This window comes from Streptomyces sp. NPDC021356 (genome assembly GCF_040641015.1).
GTDB lineage: Bacteria > Actinomycetota > Actinomycetes > Streptomycetales > Streptomycetaceae > Streptomyces.
This window is the reverse complement of the sequence record NZ_JBFACU010000009.1, coordinates 125,043-143,831: the sequence shown is the minus strand read 5'-3', so window position 1 is coordinate 143,831 and position 18,789 is coordinate 125,043. Positions and strand designations below refer to the sequence as shown.

The window sequence follows — 18,789 nt, the reverse complement described above, 5'->3', positions numbered from 1 at the left end:
CGGGCCCGCCGCCTCACAGCCACCCCCTGCGGGCGGCCAGCGCGGCGGCCTGGAAGCGGGTGGCCGCGCCCAGTGCGGCCATCAGCCGGTGGATACGGCGCTGTGTGGTGCGCGGACTCCAGCCCTGCGTACGGGCGATGGCCGCGTCCGTGGCGCCCGAGGTGAGCAGCGCGAGCAGTGCCCGGGTCTCCGCGTCCGGGCCGCCCGGACGCTCGGCGGCGCGCGGCGTGTCGGTCAGCGGCGCCGCCCGCTCCCACTCGGCCTCGAACAGGGCCTCCAGGGCGGAGAGCATCGGCGAGCGGTGCACCAGGTACGCCGCCGAGTGGCCGCCGGGCGCGAGACTGAGCGGGATGATCCCCGTGTGGTCGTCGGCGATCAGCAGCTTGAGCGGCAACTCGGCGCGGACCCGGGCCTGTTCGCCGCTCCGGAGGCTCGGCAGGATGTCGTCGAGCAGCCGCCCGGGCCAGGCCACCGCCGCCCGGTCGTAGATCACCCGGTGGGTCACGCCGGTGCGCTGCCGCTGCACCTGGTGCTCCAGGTTGCTGCCCGGCCGGTCGATGTAGGGCGGCCGGTCGAAGGCGCGGACCTGCCGCCGGGAGCCGTCGTAGAGGCGGCGGACCGCCGCGCTGACGTCGTCCCGGTCGCTCAGCAACTCCACCGCGATGTCCGGCGAGTTGATGCGCCGCGCCTCCCGGTGGGTCTCGGTGAGCCGCTGCACCAGGGAACGGGCCGCGTCCAGGCGGTGCTCGCGGTCCTGGATGAGCGCGGTGACGGCGACGTCCGGCGCGGCGGCGGTGAACAGCGGCGGCCGGCCCGCCGACCGTACCGCCAGCCCGTCCCTGACCAGCGCGGCCAGGAGCCGTCCCACCGCACTCACGGACAGACCGCAGTTCGCGGCGAGTTGGGTGGCGGTGCTGCGGGGCCGTCCGACCAGGGTGGTGTACAGCAGTTCCGTTTCCGCGGTGAGTCCGACAACGTCAAGTTCCATGTCCGCTCCGGTCGTCCTTGGCCACCGGCCGCCACGTGGCGGAATCAGGCCATCGTCCTCATCTTGCGCCTCTTCCGCACCGGTTGACATCTTCCGAGGGGCCCCACGCCCCGCCGTACGCAGGGCGTTCCTCCCTCCACCGGAAGGTGCCCCATGCCCCGTGCCCACCCCCCGGGCAGCCACCGCCGCCGTACCGTCCGCGTCTCCTGCGCGCTGGTGCTGACCGTCGCCTCCGTCGGACTCGCGCTGCCCGCACAGGCCGCGACCCACCCGGCGGCAGCCCCCGCCGCGCGTCCGCCGCTCGCCCTGACCGGCACGCAACGAACGCCCCCCGAACCACCGGAGCAACGCCAGGGCGTGGTGCCCGGCACCGTCCTGGTCACCCTCGACGAGGGCACGACCGTGACGGGCGCCGCCGTGCCCGGCACCCGGGTCGCGGCCCGCACCGCGCGCACCAGCAGCGCCGCGCTGAACACCAAGTTCCGCAGTGTGGACGCCACTTCACTGCAACCGCTCGCGCAGCACGCGGACTCCTCGCTCGCCCGCTCCTACGTGCTGCACACCGGCCGGCAGGACTCGGTGGCCGTGGCGCGGGCGCTCCAGGGCACCCCGGGCGTCGCCCACGCGGAGCCCGACCGCTACGTGAACACCATGAACACGGGCGCCAAGGCGCTGCCCGCGCAGACGCTGCGCGCGTTCCCGAAGACGGCACACGCGAGCGCCCCCGGCCGCACGGCCACCGCGAACGGCACCCCGGGAGCCCCCGCCGCCGGAGCCGGCACCTCCGGAGCCCCCGCCCCCGGAGCCGGCACCTCCGGAGCGCCCGCCGCCGGAGCCGGCACCTCCGGAGCGCCCGTCCCCGGCGTCCCCGCCAACGACACGCTCACCAACTCCGCACAGGCCTTCCTCAACGCGGGCGGAGTCGACGCCGTCGGCGCCTTCGCGCTGCTCCAGGGACGGCACGGACAGCAGCCCGGCCAGGGCGAGATCGTCACCAACGTCTCCATCGGAGACCTCACCGACCAGGCGATGGCAGACGCGGGCGACGACTACGTCAAGGCCAACGGCCCGACGACGGTGCTCAAGGACGGGCAGCGCTACCTCGACCTCCCGTCGATGCCGCTGATACCGGCGTACGTGGCCCGCGCCTCCGGCGGGCTCGATGGCGGCGCCGCCACCAAGGGCCAGGACGCCACGCTCGGCGAAGTCCTCCTGGACTTCAGCGTCATGTCCCCGCTCGCCCACGACCGCCAGCGACCCGGCGCCACCGGCAGCGGCTACACCGACCTGCTGGGCATCGCCCCGGGCGCCGGCTACCGCCTGGTCGTGCCCGAGCAGCCGACCATGGACCAGCTCGCGGGCACCCTGCTGGCCGCCGCCCACCAAAAGCCCCGGCCCGACGTCATCACGGCCAGCCTCGGCTTCGGCACCGACACCGAGGGCTTCCCCGGCCGCTACCTGGAGGACGACCCGTACATCCGCTCGGTGGTCGCCTCCATCGTGCGCGAGGGCGTCGTCGTGTCCATCTCCTCCAACGACGGCACCCGCCTCTACACCCCGGCCGCGGTCGGCCCCGACGGCGGCAGCACCCCCACCGACCTGGCCCGCGACGACCGCCGGGCCACAGACATCGACGACGACGCGCGGTCCACGACGCCCACCCGGGTCCCCGACAGCGGGGCGATCGCCGCGGGCGGCACCACCCTGGACGACATCCTCGCCGGCGGCACCGACGGACCGGCGACGACCGCCGAGACCCGGATCAGCGGCGAGGGCTCCTTCTCCTCCGGCTTCGGCAGCCGCGTCGACCTCTCGGCGCCCAGCGACAACATCCTCGCCTTCTCCCACCCGGGCGGTGGCGGCGCGCACGACGTCGCCGTGTCACTGAGCGGCGGCACCTCCGCCTCCGCGCCCGAGATCGCCGCCGCGGCGGCCGTGGTGCTCCAGGCGGGCCGCCTCGCCGGGCACCGGCTGAGCCCGGCCGCGGTGCGCCAGGTCCTCGAAACGACCGGCCGGCCCGTCCCGACCCCGCCGCAGATCGACCGGACCCTGCACGTGGGCCCGCAGATCGACGTCACGGCGGCCGTGCAGAAGGTACTCGGCACCGACACGCATGACGCGGCCACCGGGAAAGGCAGTTCGCGGCACCGCGCTCCCGCCGTCGTCCGGCTGTCCGTCGCGCACCGCGTCACCCGCGACAGCCTCGGCGGCTCGTTCCTGGAGACCACCGACCAGGACCGCATCGACCTGGGCGACCGGGCGTCCGGCGGCGACGGCGAGGGGCTCGTCGGCCCGGTCACCATCGCCGGTGACGTCACCGGCGCCGGCCCGCACGCCACGTACGCGCTCACCGTGGGCAAGCAGACCTTCCGCTCGCACACCCCGGCGATACGGCTGACCCCGGCCCAGCTCCTCGCCGCCGCGGGCCTGCCCCTCACCGCCACCACCGACCGCCAGGTCACCGTCACCTACCGGGTCCTGGAGGACGGCCGCACCCGCGCCACCGCCACCCGCACCCTCACCGTCGGCCCCAGCGACGGCACCTTCACCGAGGCCCCGGCCCCCAAGGCCCCGGCGACCGTCCCGGCGGGCAGGTCCGTCACCGTCTCCTACGACCTGACCGGCGTCGCGAACACCTCCTCGCCGCACCTGGTGGTCTCCACGGTCGGCCACTGGAACCCGGTCCTCGCCCCGGTGTTCAGCGCCGCCTGGAACCAGGAGCTGACCGAGAAGAAGGGCACCGTCACCATCCCGGCCGAGGCCTTCGCGGGCGGCGGCGGCCTCTACGGCGTCGGCGTCGTCCAGTCGGGCTTCGGCCAGGACAACCCCCGGCTCTCCGTCTACGGCGAGTTCGCGCCGATCCGGGTCACCGGCGCCACCGCCGCCGACCGCCCGGCGGCCCCCACCCTCACCGGAGCGAACGGCACCACAGGCCACACGGCCGAGGTCAGCCGCGCCGCCTCCGCCCTCACGCTGCGCTACGACGTGTCCGCCGTCCACGGGGCACACGCGGCCCAGGTCGAGTTCTCGGCCCCCGGCCCCACTCTCTACGGCGCCGTCAACACCTTCACCAACGCCAACGGCACCCGGCTCGACCACGACGGCGTGAACACCCCCTCCGTCCTGCACCGCACGCTGCCCGGCCGCTCGGGCACGGTCCGCCTGGACGCGGGCCAACTGGGCCTGACCAGCTCGGACGTGTACGGCGTCCGCGTCCTCGCCCTGGACGGGCGCGGGCAGGTCGTCGGCCAGGCCTCGCCGCAGTCCACGCTGACCTACGACGACGGACTCGCCCCCGGCGGCGCGGGCGTCCTGAGCTTCGCCGCGGCCGGCGAGCACTCCGTGGCCGCGCTGGCCACCGACTCCGGAACCGAGGTACGGCACTACTCCACGACGAGCGGCCGGTACGGAGCCGTCATCACCGCCGACCACTCCGACGAGTCCTCCTACGAGGTCCTCGGCGCCACCGCCGACCGAACCCTGCTCGTGCACCGCACGGCGCCCGGCGCCGGCGTACGCGTCGAGACCTGGAACACCGCCACGGACCAACTCCTCGGCACGACCGTGCTGTCCGCCCCCGACGACACCTATGTCATGGGCCGGGTGGACACCGTCCACGGGCGGGGCGCCCTGCTCCTGCACCGGTCCGGCAAGGACGTCGTCCTGCCCGTCGACCTCGCCACCGGCATCGCCGCGGAACCGGTCCCGGCCGACCCGGACGGGACCACCCCCGGCTCCTACGGCCTGCTCACCGTCGACAACGCCTCGGGACACGTCTTCCTGGCCCGCCCCGCAGGCCCCTACAACTGCCTCGGCCTGGCCACGGTGGCCCGCGTCGACCTCGACACCCGCACGGCCACCAAGGCGGGCTCCACCTCCGCGTGCAGCCACGGCATCGCCTCCGACGGCGCCGGGTCGCTGTACAACCTGTCCGCCACGATGGTCAGCGTCAACATCGTGCCGACGGCGACCCTCGGCGCCCTCGACGAGCAGACCGGCACCGCGGGCGACTCGATCGCCGTACGCCGGGGCAAGCCGCTCGCACTCGCCGTGGACGGCACCCACAAGATCGCCGTCGTCTCCTTCCCGACCCCGGTCGGCAAGGCCTTCTTCGGCTCCCAGGCGATGGTGATCGCGGACAACAACGCCACCAGCCAACTGGCCGTCGTCGACCTCACCACCGGCCAGGTGATCCGCACCCTGACCGGCTTCCTCGCCTCCGGCCACGGCGGCACGCAGAACGCCGTCCAGCTCGACCCGGCGACCCGGACGGGCTGGACCTTCGGCCCGTACGACGCGCAGATCCAGCAGTTCAGCTACTGAGTCGAGCGGGGCGGGAGGGCGGCGGGACCACACTCGAACCACACGGTCTTGCCGCCCTCCCGATCCGGCTCCACGCCCCACTTGTCCACCACCGCGTCGATCAGCAGCAGACCGCGCCCGCCCTCCGCGTCCGGTGACAAGCCGACCGGGGTCGCGGGCAGTTCGGGCGAGCTGTCCGCGACCTCCACCCGGATCCCGGCCGTCTGCCGCAGCAACAGCAGCGTGCAGCGGCGGTCCGGGACGTGCCGTACGACGTTGGCGACCAGCTCGGTCACGGCCAGTTCCACGGCGTCGGCCAGCTCGGCAAGGTCCCATTCGGCCAGGTACGAGCGGACGATACGGCGGATGTGCCGCGCCGAATGCTCACCGGCGGTGAAGGTCATGCGGTACTGGGCGGAGCGGGGACCCGCCAGTACCGAGGGGAAGTAGTCGTTCACGGGACGAGACTGACGTGCCGTCACTACGCTGTGCCACTGAACGAACACAACGGGTCCGCCCGTGGGCGTCCCGTGGAAAGGGGACCGTGCGTGACCAACATCAATGTCCTCGACCCGGGCGCCTCGCCGCTCGACTACTACGGCTACGAGCTACGGCGGCTGCGGGAGGCGGCGGGCCTGACCCAACGGCAGTTGGGGGAGATCGTCAACTACACGGCGTCGCTGGTGGGACAGGTGGAGACGGCCCGGAAGCTGCCGACGCAGGAGTTCAGCGAACGGGTGGACGCGGCACTGGGGACGGGCGGGACGTTGTCCCGGCTCGTCATCCTGGTGATGCGCAGCCAGCTTCCGGCTTGGTTCCAGCAGGTGGCGGAGTTGCAGGGGAGGGCCACGGAGATCTACTCCTTCGAGCCCTACATGGTGCCGGGTCTCCTTCAGACGAGGACTTACGCGCGTACCGTGCTCGGAGCACTCGACCAGACCGACCTCGACGACCGCACAGCTGTCCGGCTCGCTCGGCAGCGCATCTTCGAGAGGGAACGGCCGCCGGTTTTCTGGGTGGTGCTCGGCGAAGCCGCGCTGTGCCAGCGGATCGGTGGGCGGGAAGTCATGCGAGAGCAACTCGCACACCTGTTGGCGTTCGAGGGCAACCCTCGGATCAACGTCCAGATCCTGCCCTTCTCGTCCGGGGCACACGCGGGTTTGCAAGGCTCATTCGATGTCTATCGCTTCGCGAGCGATCCGACGATCGTCTACACGGAGAGCTATGGCAGCGGGCATCCGACCGCCAACCCGGACACTGTCAACGACTGTTCGCTCCGTTACGATCACCTCCAGGCTGCCGCACTCTCCCTCGGGGACTCGGCGGCGCTGATCCGGAGCGTGATGGAGGACCGCTATGGGAAGCAAGTGGCGTAAGTCCAGCTACAGCGGAGACCAGGGCGGCAACTGCGTGGAGTGCGCGCCGCTCGGGTCCCTGGCCTGGCGCAAGTCCACGTACAGCAGCGACCAAGGTGGCGACTGCGTAGAGGTCGCCGACACCCCCCACACCACCGTCGCCGTACGCGACTCGAAGGTGGCCGCCGGGCCGGTGCTCACCTTCCGGCCCGGGGCGTTCGCGAGCTTCGTGGGCTGGGCCTCGGAGGCCGGGCAGCGATGACCACGCTCCCGAACCGGCCCGGTACCGCGCTGCTCGTCGTCGACGTCCAGGTGGACGCCGTGAAGGGGATGCACGCTCGGGACACGGTCGTGGCCAACATCGCCACGTTGGTCGAGCGCGCCCGGAGTGCCGACGTGCCGGTCGTGTGGGTGCAGCACTCCGACGACGAGCTGGTGAAGGGCAGCGACGGCTGGCGGATCGTCCCCGAGCTGAAGCCGGCGGAGGGGGAACCCCTCGTCCACAAGAACTACGGCGACTCTTTCGAGGGCACCACCCTGGAGACCGTGCTGGCGGAGCGCGGCGTCGGCCGGCTCTTCGTGACCGGCGTGGCGACCGATGCCTGCATCCGCTCCACGCTGCACGGCGCGTTCGTGCGGGGGTACGACACGGTCCTGGTCGGCGACGCCCACACCACGGGTGACCTGACGAGCTGGGGCGCTCCGCCGGTGGAGCAGGTGATCGCGCACACCAACCTGTACTGGAGCCGCCAGGCGGCACCGGGCCGCAAGGGCGGGACCGTGGACAGCGCGGACGTGGACTTCGGGGGCGGCGCGGGCCAGTGATGGCGCTGCCCCACCTGTCGGCGCCGACGAGTCGCGGTCTGCGGTGGGTGTGAACAGCCGATCCGCACCACGCCGATGACGGGCCTCCACTACGCTCACCTCCAGACCGCCGCGCCCTTTCAAGGACTCGGCGGCGCCGATCCGACGCGTGATGGAGGACCGCTTTGGAGAGCAACTGGTGTAAGCCCTTCGTGGGCCGGCCCTCGGAAGCGGGGCAGCGATGACGACGCTCCCGAACCGCCCCGGTACCGCGCTGCTAGTCGTCGACGTCCAGGTCGACGTCGTCGGCGGCGCGCACGCCCGTGACGCGGTCGTCGCCAACATCGCCACCCTGGTCGAGCGAGCCCGGAGGGCCGACGTACCCGTCGTGTGGGTGCAGCACTCCGACGACGGGCTGGTGAAGGGCAGTGACGACTGGCAGATCGTCCCCGAGCTGAAGCCGGCCGAGGGCGAACCCCTCATCCACAAGAACTACGGCGACTCCTTCGAGGACACCACCCTGGAAGCCGTGCTGTCGGACCTCGGCGTCGGCCGGCTCATCGTGGCGGGCGCGGAGACCGATGCCTGCATCCGCTCCACGCTGCACGGCGCGTTCGTGCGCGGGTACGACACGATCCTTGTCGGTGACGCGCACACCGCCTGGGACAAGACAGACCGGGGCGCTCCGCCGGTGGAACAGGTGATCGCCCACACCAACCTGTACTGGAGCCGCCAGGCGGCCCCGGGCCGCACGGGCGGAACTGTGGACACCGCGGACGTGGACTTCGGAGGCGACGCGGGCCGGGAGTGACCGCCCGCGTGATCACTCCCCGCCCCACGGCACCGTTGCCGCCCCCTCCGGCCGCCATCACTGCGACCGGAGGGCCGCCGGGTCAGAAGACGCCGGTGATGGTGGTGTCCCAGCTGCTGGTGCCCACGAGTTTCGGTTTCCGCAGAGTGGTGGCTGTGCCAGGGTAGAAGAGCAGGCAGCCGGTGGGGCATGTGGTGGTCTGCTCGGTGCCGTTGCTGTCGGTGTAGCTGACGGTGTAGTTCGGGTCGGCGGGTGTGGTCGCCCAGACGTCGCCGTAGGTTTCTCCGGTGGTGGGCTGGTACTGGTGGTAGGTGATGTCGGCGCCTGCGTCGGGGTCGCTGTAGGTGCCGGTGGTCACGGTTCCTTGGACGTTGCCCGGCGAGGCGAGGTGCGGGCGTCGGTCCCAGCCGCTTGTTCCGTACAGGACGCGTGTGCCCAGGGAGTAGGTCCCGTCGGTGATGCGGCCAGGGTAGAGGAAGAGTTCGCCGGGGTAGAGGAAGAGTTCGCCGGTGTCGGGATTGCGGGCGATCAGGTCCTGGACGCCGTCACCGTTCTGGTCTCCGAGGGCGAGGTTGGTGTAGTCCTTCCAGCCGCGTGTGCCGATGACGGTGCGGTTGTTGAGGTCGAACGGTTCGGTCTGGTCCTGTCCACCGCCGCCGATGGTGTTGCCGGTGTACAGGTAGAGCTGGGCGTCGGTGCAGGCGTCTGTGGTGCACTCGACGGTGATGAGGTCGTTGCCGTTTTCGTGGCCTGATGTGTTGTTCTGGTCGATGTCACCGGGCGTGACGATCTGCCGGATGCGACGCCAGTCGGGGGCGCTGTCGATATTGGGGTGGACGAGTTCGGTTCTGGTGTCGTAGGCGGGTCGGCCGAGTCCGTCACCGCCGTAGACGTAGAGCTTGTTGTCGCTCAGGCGGACCACGAAGTCCTCGTACCCGTCCGGTGCGGTGCCTGGGCCGGTGAAGCCGCGGAGGTCGCCGCGGTGGGCGATGAGGGCGTTGCTCCAGCCGCCGGTTCCGACGATGTCCGCGGGGGAGACTTTGCCGGTGCCGTCGCCCGCGTAGAGGCGGAGTTTTCCGGTGTTGTCGATGGCGATCATGTCGGTGTGGCCGTCACCGGTGAGGTCACCGGGGAGGTCTGTGTGTGCCAGGCCGTCGGTGCCGGGCTTCTGGCCGGGGGCGTAGACGAAGTCGGAGGGGGTGGTGCTGAGGATGACGGCGTCGCTGGCCCGGTCGTAGGGGGAGTGGTTGCCGGCCTTGTCGTAGGCGAGGACGTGCAGGGTGCTGTTCGGTGTACCGCTGGGGGTGATGGTGATGCGCGCACTGTGGTGGTCGGCGCCCACGTCGACCCAGTTGCCGTTGGAGCAGCGGGTGCTGGAGACGGAGATGTACTGGTCCGTGTTCCAGCAGAAGCCCGCAAGGTCGTTGGCGGTGTTGTTGAGCTGCAACTGGAGGGGCTTGCGTGCGGTGTAGGTGTCGGTGGTCTCGTCTGCCGGGGTGCCGTCGGTGTTGGTGATCTTGACGGCGTCGGACGGCCCGATGCGGTCGACGGTGAAACCGCAGGATGCGGTGTAGCTGCCGGTGGTGTTCTCGTCGTCCTTGGCGCGGACTTTCCAGGTGTAGGAGCCGTTGGTCAGTTTGGAGGCTGGCACGGTGACCGAGGCGGTCTGGCCGGTAGAGACCTTGTCAGTGGCCGTAGCTACTGTCGTGCCCGCTGAATTGGCCACGGAGAACTCGCCGGTGACCTTCCCGCCGTCCCTGTCGGTGAGCTTCGCGGTGAGGGCGATGCCGCTGTTGCCGATCAGCCCGTTGCAGGGGACCGGCTTGTTGCCGTCTCCGCCGGGGCTCCATGTGCCCTCGTAGGCGTCGTGGTCGTCGACGGTGGGCTTGAAGTTGTAGGTGATCTCCAGGGCCGGGTTGTTGGTGAAGCGCTTGTAGCTGTCGTGATCACCTTCGTGGCTGCTTTCGGCACGGAGGCCGAAGGTGAGTGCGCTCCAGCCGTTGTCGGCCGCCTTCTGGACGTAGTCGGTCAGTGCTGTCGAGTGGTAGTCGTGACCGAGCGTTCCGGGGCAGTAGGTGGGGTTGCCGTGGGCGTAGGAGGCGGAGTCGAGTCTGTCCGCCCAGCTCGGCTGGCTGTCCCAGGTGGGGGTGGTGTCGATGCTGCCGGTGGACCACAGTTCGGTCGGCCCGGCGAGCGAGGCGTCACAGCCCCAGGAGTGGGTTTCGACGACGGCGAAGGTGGTCTTGAGGATATCGGCGCCCGCCAGACCCTTGGTGTCCATCGCGAAGAACGAGCGCGTCCGGCCTGTGCCGTTGAACCCGACCCGTGGCTCGTCACTGGGGTTGTCGGAGTTCCACCCCGAGCCGTTGGGGTAGTCGGCGCCGGGGGTGGCGGAGTACACCACAGCCCATTTCTTGCGCTTGCCGCCGGAGAACGGTGGGTCCACCACGAGCGGGAACTGATCGGCGGTGGCGAGCAGGGCGGGATCCGGTGTCAGGGTCAGCGTGTTGCCGGAGACCTCGACGCCCACGGGGGCGGAACTGGGTAGTCCCCGGCGGCGCTCGACGCGGCGAGCGTTTTCTTCGCGGCCGTCGAGGTGGTGGCCGGCTGCTCCCACATTCTGGGGCGCAGGGCGCTGAAGACGACGTTTCCGTCCGCGTCGGTGGCGGTCAGACTGCCGGTTCCGTCGTCGGCGAGGGTGACACCCACGCTGCTGATGCCGAGCTTGATGCTCTGCACGGCGGGATCGGCAGCGGCTTGCGGGGTGTTGATGATCAGGTCTTCGGCGAACCCGTCGACGTCTGCGATGACCTTGAGGTCGACATCCGGCAGAACCGACTTGTACAGGGCGGTGTTGCCCTCCAGAACGGGTTGCGGCAGGGCTGTGGGCCAGGACAGGGATAGTCGCTTGTCGTCTTTGGACATGGAGGCGAGCGGGGTGGTGCCGCCTCCGGAGAAGGTGATCCCGAAGGTCGGTGAGGCGGGGCCGACCGTGCCGTCGGGCCGCCGGACCATGGTGGCGTCGGCCTTTTTCCACACGCCTTCATAGCGGGTCCACACGGGAGTGGAGTACTGGCGGCGCGTGGTGGTGCCGTCGGGGTTGGCGAACGTCTCGGCGTCTTCCTCACGCCGGTCCAGGATCTCGACCGGCTGCCCGGTCTTCGCGGCGAGGCCGGCCGCCTTGTTCTCGGAGGCGGTCGCCGGCGCAGACGGAGAACCGTCTTCCGCGACCGCGGGGGCCGCGGCTGCGGCCGGGAAGGCCTGAACGCCGACGCCCGCCACCGCCGAGAACGACAGGGCCAGGAGAGCCGTTGTCAGACGCCTCCTCCCGCACCCTATGGGCTGAGGATATTTCATCAGATTCCTTTCGGGAAGCACGCCCCGGAGAGTACGCGAAAACCGCAGTCGATTTGAGATGCATTCGTTCTTAAAACCTCTCCCACTGTTTAAGCGCAGGCGAGCAGAACAAGTATTCACATCTCCTCCACATGCCTACCTTTTGTGAAGATGTGTCTCGTTTGCCCTTCATTGCTCCTGGTCAGGGGGCATTGACATGTGTTGTTGGTATGAAGATTGCTTTGGTCAACGGGTCTCCTGGTGACTGTCTCAAAGTCGTTCCCTTTCCTCTTGTGGAGGGGGCACCTAATCGGTTTTCCTGTGACTGATCTTTGTAGCGAGCAGGTCTGAGGGTGGGGATTTCCGTGGCGTTCCGCCGCAGCTTTGGCATGCCGTTTTCGGCTCATCGGTTGTTGCGGACGCACCGCCTTGCGACCGCCTTGGCCGGTCTGCTCGCCGTGGTCCTGTGCGTGACGTTGCTCGAAGCCCCGAGCTGGGCGGCGCCCGCTGCCCCCTTCTCGCCGCGTGCCGTGCCGAAGCCCGTGTCGGTGCCGGGCAAGGACCTGGTCACCCACCGCACGGTGGTGCGCTCGCAGTCCGATCTGAACGTCTGGCGCCCACCGGGGAAAGCCGTCTGGCCTGCCGCGGGGGAAGCGGACGTGTCACTGCCCACCGGCCCCGCGGGGGGGAAGGCGAAAAGCGGTGTCCGCCGTGTACAAGCAGGCTCGCTTCCGGTGCGTGTCGGCCGGCCCTCCCACCCCGTCTCGGGCAGCAGCAAAGCGACCCGGACCGCTGGCAGCACAGCACCGAATCGTCTGCATGTGACGGTCGCCGACCGTAAGACCACCCAAGGAGTCGGTGTCGAGGGCCTGTTGCTGTCGCTCCGGCCCACAGATGCCTCCGCCGCGACGAGGGCGGCCGACGTCCAGGTGGACTACACGGGCATCACCGCTGCATACGGCGCGGACTGGGCCTCACGTCTGCGTCTGGTACAGCTCCCCGCCTGTGCGCTGACGACGCCCAAGGCGGCGAAATGCCGCCAGGGCGTGCCGCTGGCGACGGACAACGACGCGAAGTCTCACACCCTGACCGCGACCGTCGCCCTTCCCCCCGCCCAGAAGGCATCCGGCTCGTCCTCCCTCGCATCCGGCAAGGCCTCCGCGCAGAGCACGGTGGTGCTCGCCGCCGAGGCCGGTGCGACCGGTGAGGAAGGGTCGTTCAAGGCGACCTCGCTGACCGCGTCCGGATCGTGGTCGGCAGGCGGGAACTCCGGCGGGTTCGGCTGGAACATCCCCTTCACCGTGCCGTCTGTGCCGGGTGGTCTGCAGCCGAAGGTCGGGCTTTCCTACAACTCCTCGGCAGTGGACGGCCGGACCTCCTCCACCAACAACCAGACCTCGTGGATCGGCGAGGGATGGGAGTACTCGCCCGGATACATCGAGCGGACCTACGCCCCGTGCGAGAACGACAAGAAGGGCGGCAACAACACCGAGAAGGTCGGTGATCTGTGCTGGAAGTCCCAGAACGCGACCATGTCCCTGAACGGCAGGTCGACGCCTCTGGTGTGGGACGCAGGCAAGAACGTGTGGAAGCCGGCTGACGACGACGGCTCCCGCGTCGAGCTGATCAAGGGCACCGCCCCGAACGATGTGAACGGCGACCGGGACTTCGAGTACTGGAAGCTCACCACGGTCGACGGCACCCAGTACTGGTTCGGGAAGAACCGCCTGCCCGGCTGGAGCAGCGGCAAGAGCGAGACGAACTCCGTCTTCACCGTCCCGGTCTACGGCAACCACAGCGGTGAACCCGGCCACGGTTCGGACTTCGCGTCCTCCGTGCAGGTCCAGGGATGGCGCTGGAACCTCGACTACGTCGTGGACCCGCACAACGACGCCATGGCCCTGTACTACGCCAAGGAGGCCGGCTACTACGCGCAGAACAACAAGATCGACGATCCGGTCGCCTACACCCGCGGCGGCTACCTGACCCGCATCGACTACGGCCTGCGCGCGGGCGAGGCCCTCACCACCGCCAACCCGGCCGGCCAGGTGAAGTTCGATGTGGCGGACCGGTGCCTGTCCGACTGCACCTTCGACAAGGACCACGCCGCCAACTGGCCGGACGTACCGGTCGATCTGGACTGCAAGGCCGGCAAGCAGTGCCTGGAGGCCGCTCCTACGTTCTGGTCGCGCAAGCGCCTGAAAGCGGTCAACACCTTCGCCCTGCAGGGCAGCACGATGCAGCCCGTCGACACCTGGACCCTCTCCCAGTCCTACCCCGGCACCGGTGACGTCTCCACTTCCACTCTGTGGCTGGACTCGGTCCAGCACACCGCCAAAGCCGGCGACCTGGCAGACCTGTCCACACCGGCCATCACCTTCGGCCACACCCTGATGGCCAACCGGGTCGACTCCACCGAGGGCCGGCCGCCGCTGAACAAGTACCGCATCAACCGCATCACCAATGAGACCGGCGCCGACACGCTGGTCACCTACAGCCCCACCGAGTGCACCACGAGCAACCTGCCCGCCCCGGACAAGAACACCAAGCGCTGCTACCCGTCCTGGTGGACACCGGACGGCGCCGTCGACCCGGTCAAGGACTGGTTCCACAAGTACGTGGTCACCCAGGTGATCGAGGACGACACCACCGCAGGCTCCGGGTCGCCCTCGAAGACAACGACCTACGAGTACGCCGACGGTCCCAACTGGCGGCGTGACGAAGGCGAGTTCACGCTCGACAAGCACCGCAGCTGGAGCGACTTCCGCGGATACGGCACCGTCCGCACGCTCACGGGCACGACCAACCGCACCAAGACCGAGACCAGCTACTTCCTCGGCATGGCGGGCGACACCCTCGCCGACGGCAGCGCCAGAAACGTGCCCAAGGTCAACGGGATCACCGACCGCAACGACTTCGCCGGCCGGACAGCCGAGACCCGTACCTACGACAAGGACGGCACCGACGGCAAGGTCGTAGCCAAGACCACCTACGTCCCCTGGGAATCCGACGCCACCGCCACCCAGCGCATCACCGGGATCACCGACCCCGACAAACCGGGAACAGCCGGGCCTGCCCTGCCCGACGCCGTCGCCCACCTCTCCGGCACGGCCACCGAGAAGGCCTCCACGCTCCTCGACGACGGCACGACGTGGCGCACCCTGACCACCACCCGCACCTACGACCCGGTCTACGGCCTGGTCACCTCCCAGGGCGACAGCGGCGACAGCGGCCACGGCGTCCAACCGGTGTGCACCCGCACCACCTACGTCACCCCCGACGAGACCAACTGGCTGATCGCCTATCCCAGCGAAACAGTGACGGTCACCTACTCGCGCTGCGACGGCGGGATTCTCAACACCGCGATCACCGGCTCCTCCCGCACCTCCTACGACGGCCAGGCACCCGGAACCGCGCCCAAGGCCGGTCTGGTGAACGTCACCAAGACCGAACAGGCGTCGAAGCTCAACACCGACGGCTCGCTGCTCTGGGAGACGACCAGCCAGGCCTCCTACGACCAGTACGGCCGTGTGACCACGAGCAAGGGCCAGGACGACCAGCCGGTCACCACCGCCTACACGCCGGCCACCGGCGCGCAGCCCACCACCGTCACCGTCACCAACGTCAAGAAGCAGGCATCCACCACCAGCTTCGACGGACTGCGCGGTCTGACTCTCACCACCACGGACGCGAACGGGCGCACGGCGACCAGCCAGTACGACAGCCTGGGCCGCCTGACCAGCGCATGGAGCGCGGGCCGGGCCACCACCGACGACCCCAACGCCACCTTCACCTACGCCATCTCCGCGACCGCGCCGTCGGCCGTGACGAGCAAGCAGCGCCGGGAAGACGGCACCTGGGGCACCTCCGTCACCCTCTACGACTCCCTGCTGCGAGAACGCCAGACCCAGACCGACGCAGTGGGCGTGACCGGCCGTACCGTCACCGACACCTTCTACGACACCCACGGCCGCGCCTTCCAGACCGACGCGCCGTTCTACAACGACCAGCCGGTCTCCACGAAGCTGCTCAGCGTCACGCCCAACCAGATACCCGCCTCGGCGGTCACCGAGTACGACGGCCGGGGCCGCCCCACGGCCGCGGTGACCCTCTCCCTGAATGTGGAGAAGTGGCGCACCACCACCACCTACGGCGACACCTGGACGGCCACACTGCCTCCGGCGGGCGGCACGGCTGAACTCGCCGTCAACGACATCCGCGGCCGGACGATCGAGCGACGCGAGTACAAGGACCGCACCCCGGCCATCGGCGCGTCCGCCGACCACTACGAAGCAACCCACTACACCTACGACGCGGTCGGCAACCTCACCAAGGTCACCGACGCCTCCGGCCGCAACAGCTGGACCTACACCTACGACCTGCGCGGACGCCAGATCGCCTCCAGCGACCCCGACAAGGGAGCCGGCACCACCGTCTACGGCGACGACGGCCGCGTCGCGACCGTCACCGACGCCCGCCACACCACCCTGGCCACCACGTACGACGAACTCGGCCGCAAGACGAGCCTGCGCCTCGGCTCCACCACCGGCACCAAGCTCGCCGAGTGGACCTACGACAACGTCACCGGCGGCAAGGGACTACCGGCCACCTCCGTCCGCTACGACACGTCCGTCACCCCTGCCGCCGCCTACAAGACGGAAGTCACGGGCTACGACGCCGCAGGCAAGCCGACCGGCACCAAGGTGACGGTGCCCTCCGTGGCCGGGGAGGAGAAGCTCGCCGGCACCTACACCGTCGCCACCACCGCCACCCCCGTCAACGGCCTGCCCGCGACCACCGCCTACAGCACCACCAACACCAACGCCACCACCGCCCTGCCCGCGGAAACGGTCACCGACCACTACGTGCAGGACCAGCTCTCCATCGTCGACAGCACCCTGAACCAGGCATACCTGCGCGGCGCTACGTACACCCCGTTCGGCCAGCTCGCCCAGGCCCAGCTCGGCAACCTCGGCACCCTCGTCACCCAGACCCTCGGCTACGACCTCGTCACCCAGCGCCTGACCACCTCGATCACCGACCGCCAGGCCGCCGGCCCGAAGACTCTGTCGAACATCAAGTACTCCTACGACACCGTCGGAAACCTCACCCGGGTCCGCGACGACCAGAGCGACGGCACGGTCGTCGACGACCAGTGCTTCGCCTACGACTGGGCGCGCCGCCTCAGCGAGGCCTGGACCACGGGCGACGGCTGCGCCACCAAGCCCGTCAACGGCACCGGCACCCCGAAGCTGGGGACCACCGATCCCTACTGGACCAGCTGGACCTTCACCGACAGCGGGGACCGGGCCACCGAGACCCAGCACAAGGCCGGCCCCGTCACCGCCGACACCACGCGGGCGTACAGCTACCCCACCACCGTCGGCGCCGCCCAGCCGCACGCCGTCCGCACCGTCACCGCCACCGGAGGAGCAACCGGGGCGGATGCCTACCAGTACGACACGACCGGCAACCTGACCAAGAAGACGCCCGCCGGCGGCCCCGCCCAGGACCTCACCTGGAACGAGGAAGGCAGACTCGCCACCTCTACCGTCTCCGGCGCCACCACGGGATTCCTCTACGACGCCGACGGCACCCGCCTGCTCAAGCGGGAACCCACCGCCACCACCCTCTACCTGCCCGGCGGACAGGAACTCGTCCTCACCAAATCCACCGACGCCCTGGCCGGCACCCGCTACTACACCGTTCCCGGCGGCTCAGCCGTCCGCACCAGCAGCGACGGAAGAGTCCGGCTCCTCATCGCCGACCCCCACGGCACCAACACCCTCTCCATCTCCGCCAGCACCCTCGCCACCAACCGCCGCAAGACCCTCCCCTACGGAGCCCCCCGCGGCGCCGCCCCCACCTTCTGGCCCGGCCAGAAGGGCTTCATCAACGGCGACACCGACCCCACCACCGGCCTCACCCACATCGGCGCCCGCGACTACGACCCCACCACGGGCCGCTTCATCAGCGTCGACCCCCTCCTCGAACTCGACAAACCCCAGACCATCGGCGGCTACGCCTACAGCGCCCACAACCCCACCACTTACAGCGACCCCACGGGCGAGGGCCTCGACAACGGCTGGGGCAAGAACGGAACGCCGGACTGGATCATCAAGGACGACGGAACCACCCAGGCAGCCCCCTGGGCCTACGACCCCAGCAAGGACGGAAACAGCGGAAACAGCGGAAACAGCGGCACCGGTAACGGAAATTCTGGCAATCACAAGGGATCGGACAAGGGAACTGAGGCGACAGTCGACTGCGCCGACTTCGGGTACATGGTGAAGACCGCCTGCACCGGCGCGATAGGGAAGGGCGTAGGAAATATCATAGACACGTCGCCTCCCGAAGCGGTGGCCACCGTAACAATTCCCGATTTTCCATGCGATGGTGAGGCGGAATGGATTTGCAGTCTAAGGAATGCACTCTTTAAAACCGCAATAACATCGGGAATGTTGGGGGGAAGTTTCGGGTTTTACGGGCTGGCCAAGTTTGGCGGAGCTGTGCCTTCTGTAAGTAGAGAATCAGCAGGGCTGGCACGGCGAACTTCCAACACGGGAGTCTTCTCTGATCTCCAGGTTCCCATGCAGAAGCGCGTGGTCAATCAAGTGGCCCGGGACGCTGGAGTGGGCCTCGACGGCGTCAAGGTCAAGATCAATCGCGACAAGGACTTGATCGGGCGCGGCCTGTACGGTCATACATCGCCGGATGGGACGATCACGCTGTATCCGGACGCCTTCTCCTCCACCGAGGATCTTGTTCGAACGATTGGTCACGAGCGAATGCACGTCATGCAGAGCCAGCTGTACGGCCACGCGTCCTCGCTTGAACAGGAGGCCGCTTGGGAGCGGGCTGCCTACGGCTCGGAGGACCAGTTCTGGAACTTCTTCAACGGGAAGGTGGGCTGATGGCTGATCGCGCGGCATGGCTTCGGGCCCTGGGCCAGGTGGCCGACAGGCAGGGTGAGGTGGGCCTGGTCTCGTGTCCGGACTGCGGCCAGGACCGGCTTGAGGTCAGGTATATCGTCACGCCCGAGACCCGGGTTGGGTACGTGCTCTTGTGGTGTGGCGCTTGCCTGCACGGCATCTCTGTCTCCCGGGTTCGCGCACCGGAAGGTGCTCCGACACGGTCGATCGACGATCCGGCGTCGGTCGAGGGCGTGCCGGACTTCGCCCGCCACGAGTGAT

11 protein-coding genes are annotated in these 18,789 nt (G+C 69.6%); 7 read left to right on the top strand and 4 right to left on the bottom strand.

Going from position 1 to position 18,789, the window contains the following annotated elements; translation table 11 throughout:
• Nucleotides 1-13: 13 nt before the first annotated feature.
• Nucleotides 14-988 carry a helix-turn-helix domain-containing protein gene (locus AB0G56_RS14415; protein WP_360968717.1) on the bottom strand — a complete coding sequence of 325 codons (975 nt, stop codon included), beginning with the start codon at nucleotides 986-988 and terminating at the stop codon, nucleotides 14-16.
• A gap of 153 nt (nucleotides 989-1,141) precedes the next feature.
• On the opposite strand from AB0G56_RS14415, the gene AB0G56_RS14410 reads away from it, so the two are divergent.
• Entirely contained in the window at nucleotides 1,142-5,311 is a 4,170-nt protein-coding gene (locus AB0G56_RS14410; RefSeq protein ID WP_360968714.1) for a S8 family serine peptidase, read from the top strand.
• On the opposite strand, the gene AB0G56_RS14405 is transcribed toward AB0G56_RS14410, so the two are convergent.
• Nucleotides 5,305-5,694 (bottom strand): ATP-binding protein, encoded by a 390-nt coding sequence (locus tag AB0G56_RS14405; RefSeq protein WP_360969103.1) that lies wholly within the window; start codon nucleotides 5,692-5,694, stop codon nucleotides 5,305-5,307. The genes AB0G56_RS14410 and AB0G56_RS14405 overlap by 7 nt on opposite strands.
• A 144-nt stretch (nucleotides 5,695-5,838) precedes the next feature.
• Between AB0G56_RS14405 and AB0G56_RS14400 the strand changes: the two genes are divergently transcribed.
• The 4 genes from AB0G56_RS14400 to AB0G56_RS14385 all read left to right on the top strand — a co-directional run bounded on the left by AB0G56_RS14400 (nucleotide 5,839) and on the right by AB0G56_RS14385 (nucleotide 8,260).
• Nucleotides 5,839-6,666: a helix-turn-helix transcriptional regulator gene (locus tag AB0G56_RS14400; RefSeq protein WP_360968711.1), complete on the top strand. Its 828-nt coding sequence runs from the start codon at nucleotides 5,839-5,841 to the stop codon at nucleotides 6,664-6,666.
• Entirely contained in the window at nucleotides 6,647-6,907 is a 261-nt protein-coding gene (locus tag AB0G56_RS14395; RefSeq protein ID WP_360968708.1) for a DUF397 domain-containing protein, read from the top strand. Before AB0G56_RS14400 ends, AB0G56_RS14395 begins: the two co-directional genes overlap by 20 nt.
• Complete coding sequence (locus tag AB0G56_RS14390; protein ID WP_360968705.1) at nucleotides 6,904-7,470, top strand: isochorismatase family protein; 567 nt, start codon at nucleotides 6,904-6,906, stop codon at nucleotides 7,468-7,470. The genes AB0G56_RS14395 and AB0G56_RS14390 overlap by 4 nt, the downstream gene beginning before the upstream one ends.
• 220 nt (nucleotides 7,471-7,690) lie before the next feature.
• Complete coding sequence (locus tag AB0G56_RS14385; RefSeq protein ID WP_360968702.1) at nucleotides 7,691-8,260, top strand: isochorismatase family protein; 570 nt, start codon at nucleotides 7,691-7,693, stop codon at nucleotides 8,258-8,260.
• An 82-nt stretch (nucleotides 8,261-8,342) separates the two neighbouring features.
• Here AB0G56_RS14385 and AB0G56_RS14380 read toward each other — a convergent pair whose 3' ends face one another.
• Both AB0G56_RS14380 and AB0G56_RS14375 read right to left on the bottom strand, forming a co-directional pair.
• Complete coding sequence (locus AB0G56_RS14380) at nucleotides 8,343-10,790, bottom strand: hypothetical protein (protein WP_360968699.1); 2,448 nt, start codon at nucleotides 10,788-10,790, stop codon at nucleotides 8,343-8,345.
• Nucleotides 10,760-11,617: a hypothetical protein gene (locus tag AB0G56_RS14375; protein ID WP_360968696.1), complete on the bottom strand. Its 858-nt coding sequence runs from the start codon at nucleotides 11,615-11,617 to the stop codon at nucleotides 10,760-10,762. The genes AB0G56_RS14380 and AB0G56_RS14375 overlap by 31 nt, the downstream gene beginning before the upstream one ends.
• Nucleotides 11,618-12,417: 800 nt before the next feature.
• Between AB0G56_RS14375 and AB0G56_RS14370 the strand changes: the two genes are divergently transcribed.
• Complete coding sequence (locus tag AB0G56_RS14370) at nucleotides 12,418-18,510, top strand: RHS repeat-associated core domain-containing protein (protein ID WP_360968693.1); 6,093 nt, start codon at nucleotides 12,418-12,420, stop codon at nucleotides 18,508-18,510.
• Nucleotides 18,510-18,788, top strand: a complete 279-nt coding sequence (locus AB0G56_RS14365; protein WP_360969151.1) for a hypothetical protein — start codon at nucleotides 18,510-18,512, stop codon at nucleotides 18,786-18,788. Before AB0G56_RS14370 ends, AB0G56_RS14365 begins: the two co-directional genes overlap by 1 nt.
• Nucleotide 18,789: the final 1 nt, after the last annotated feature.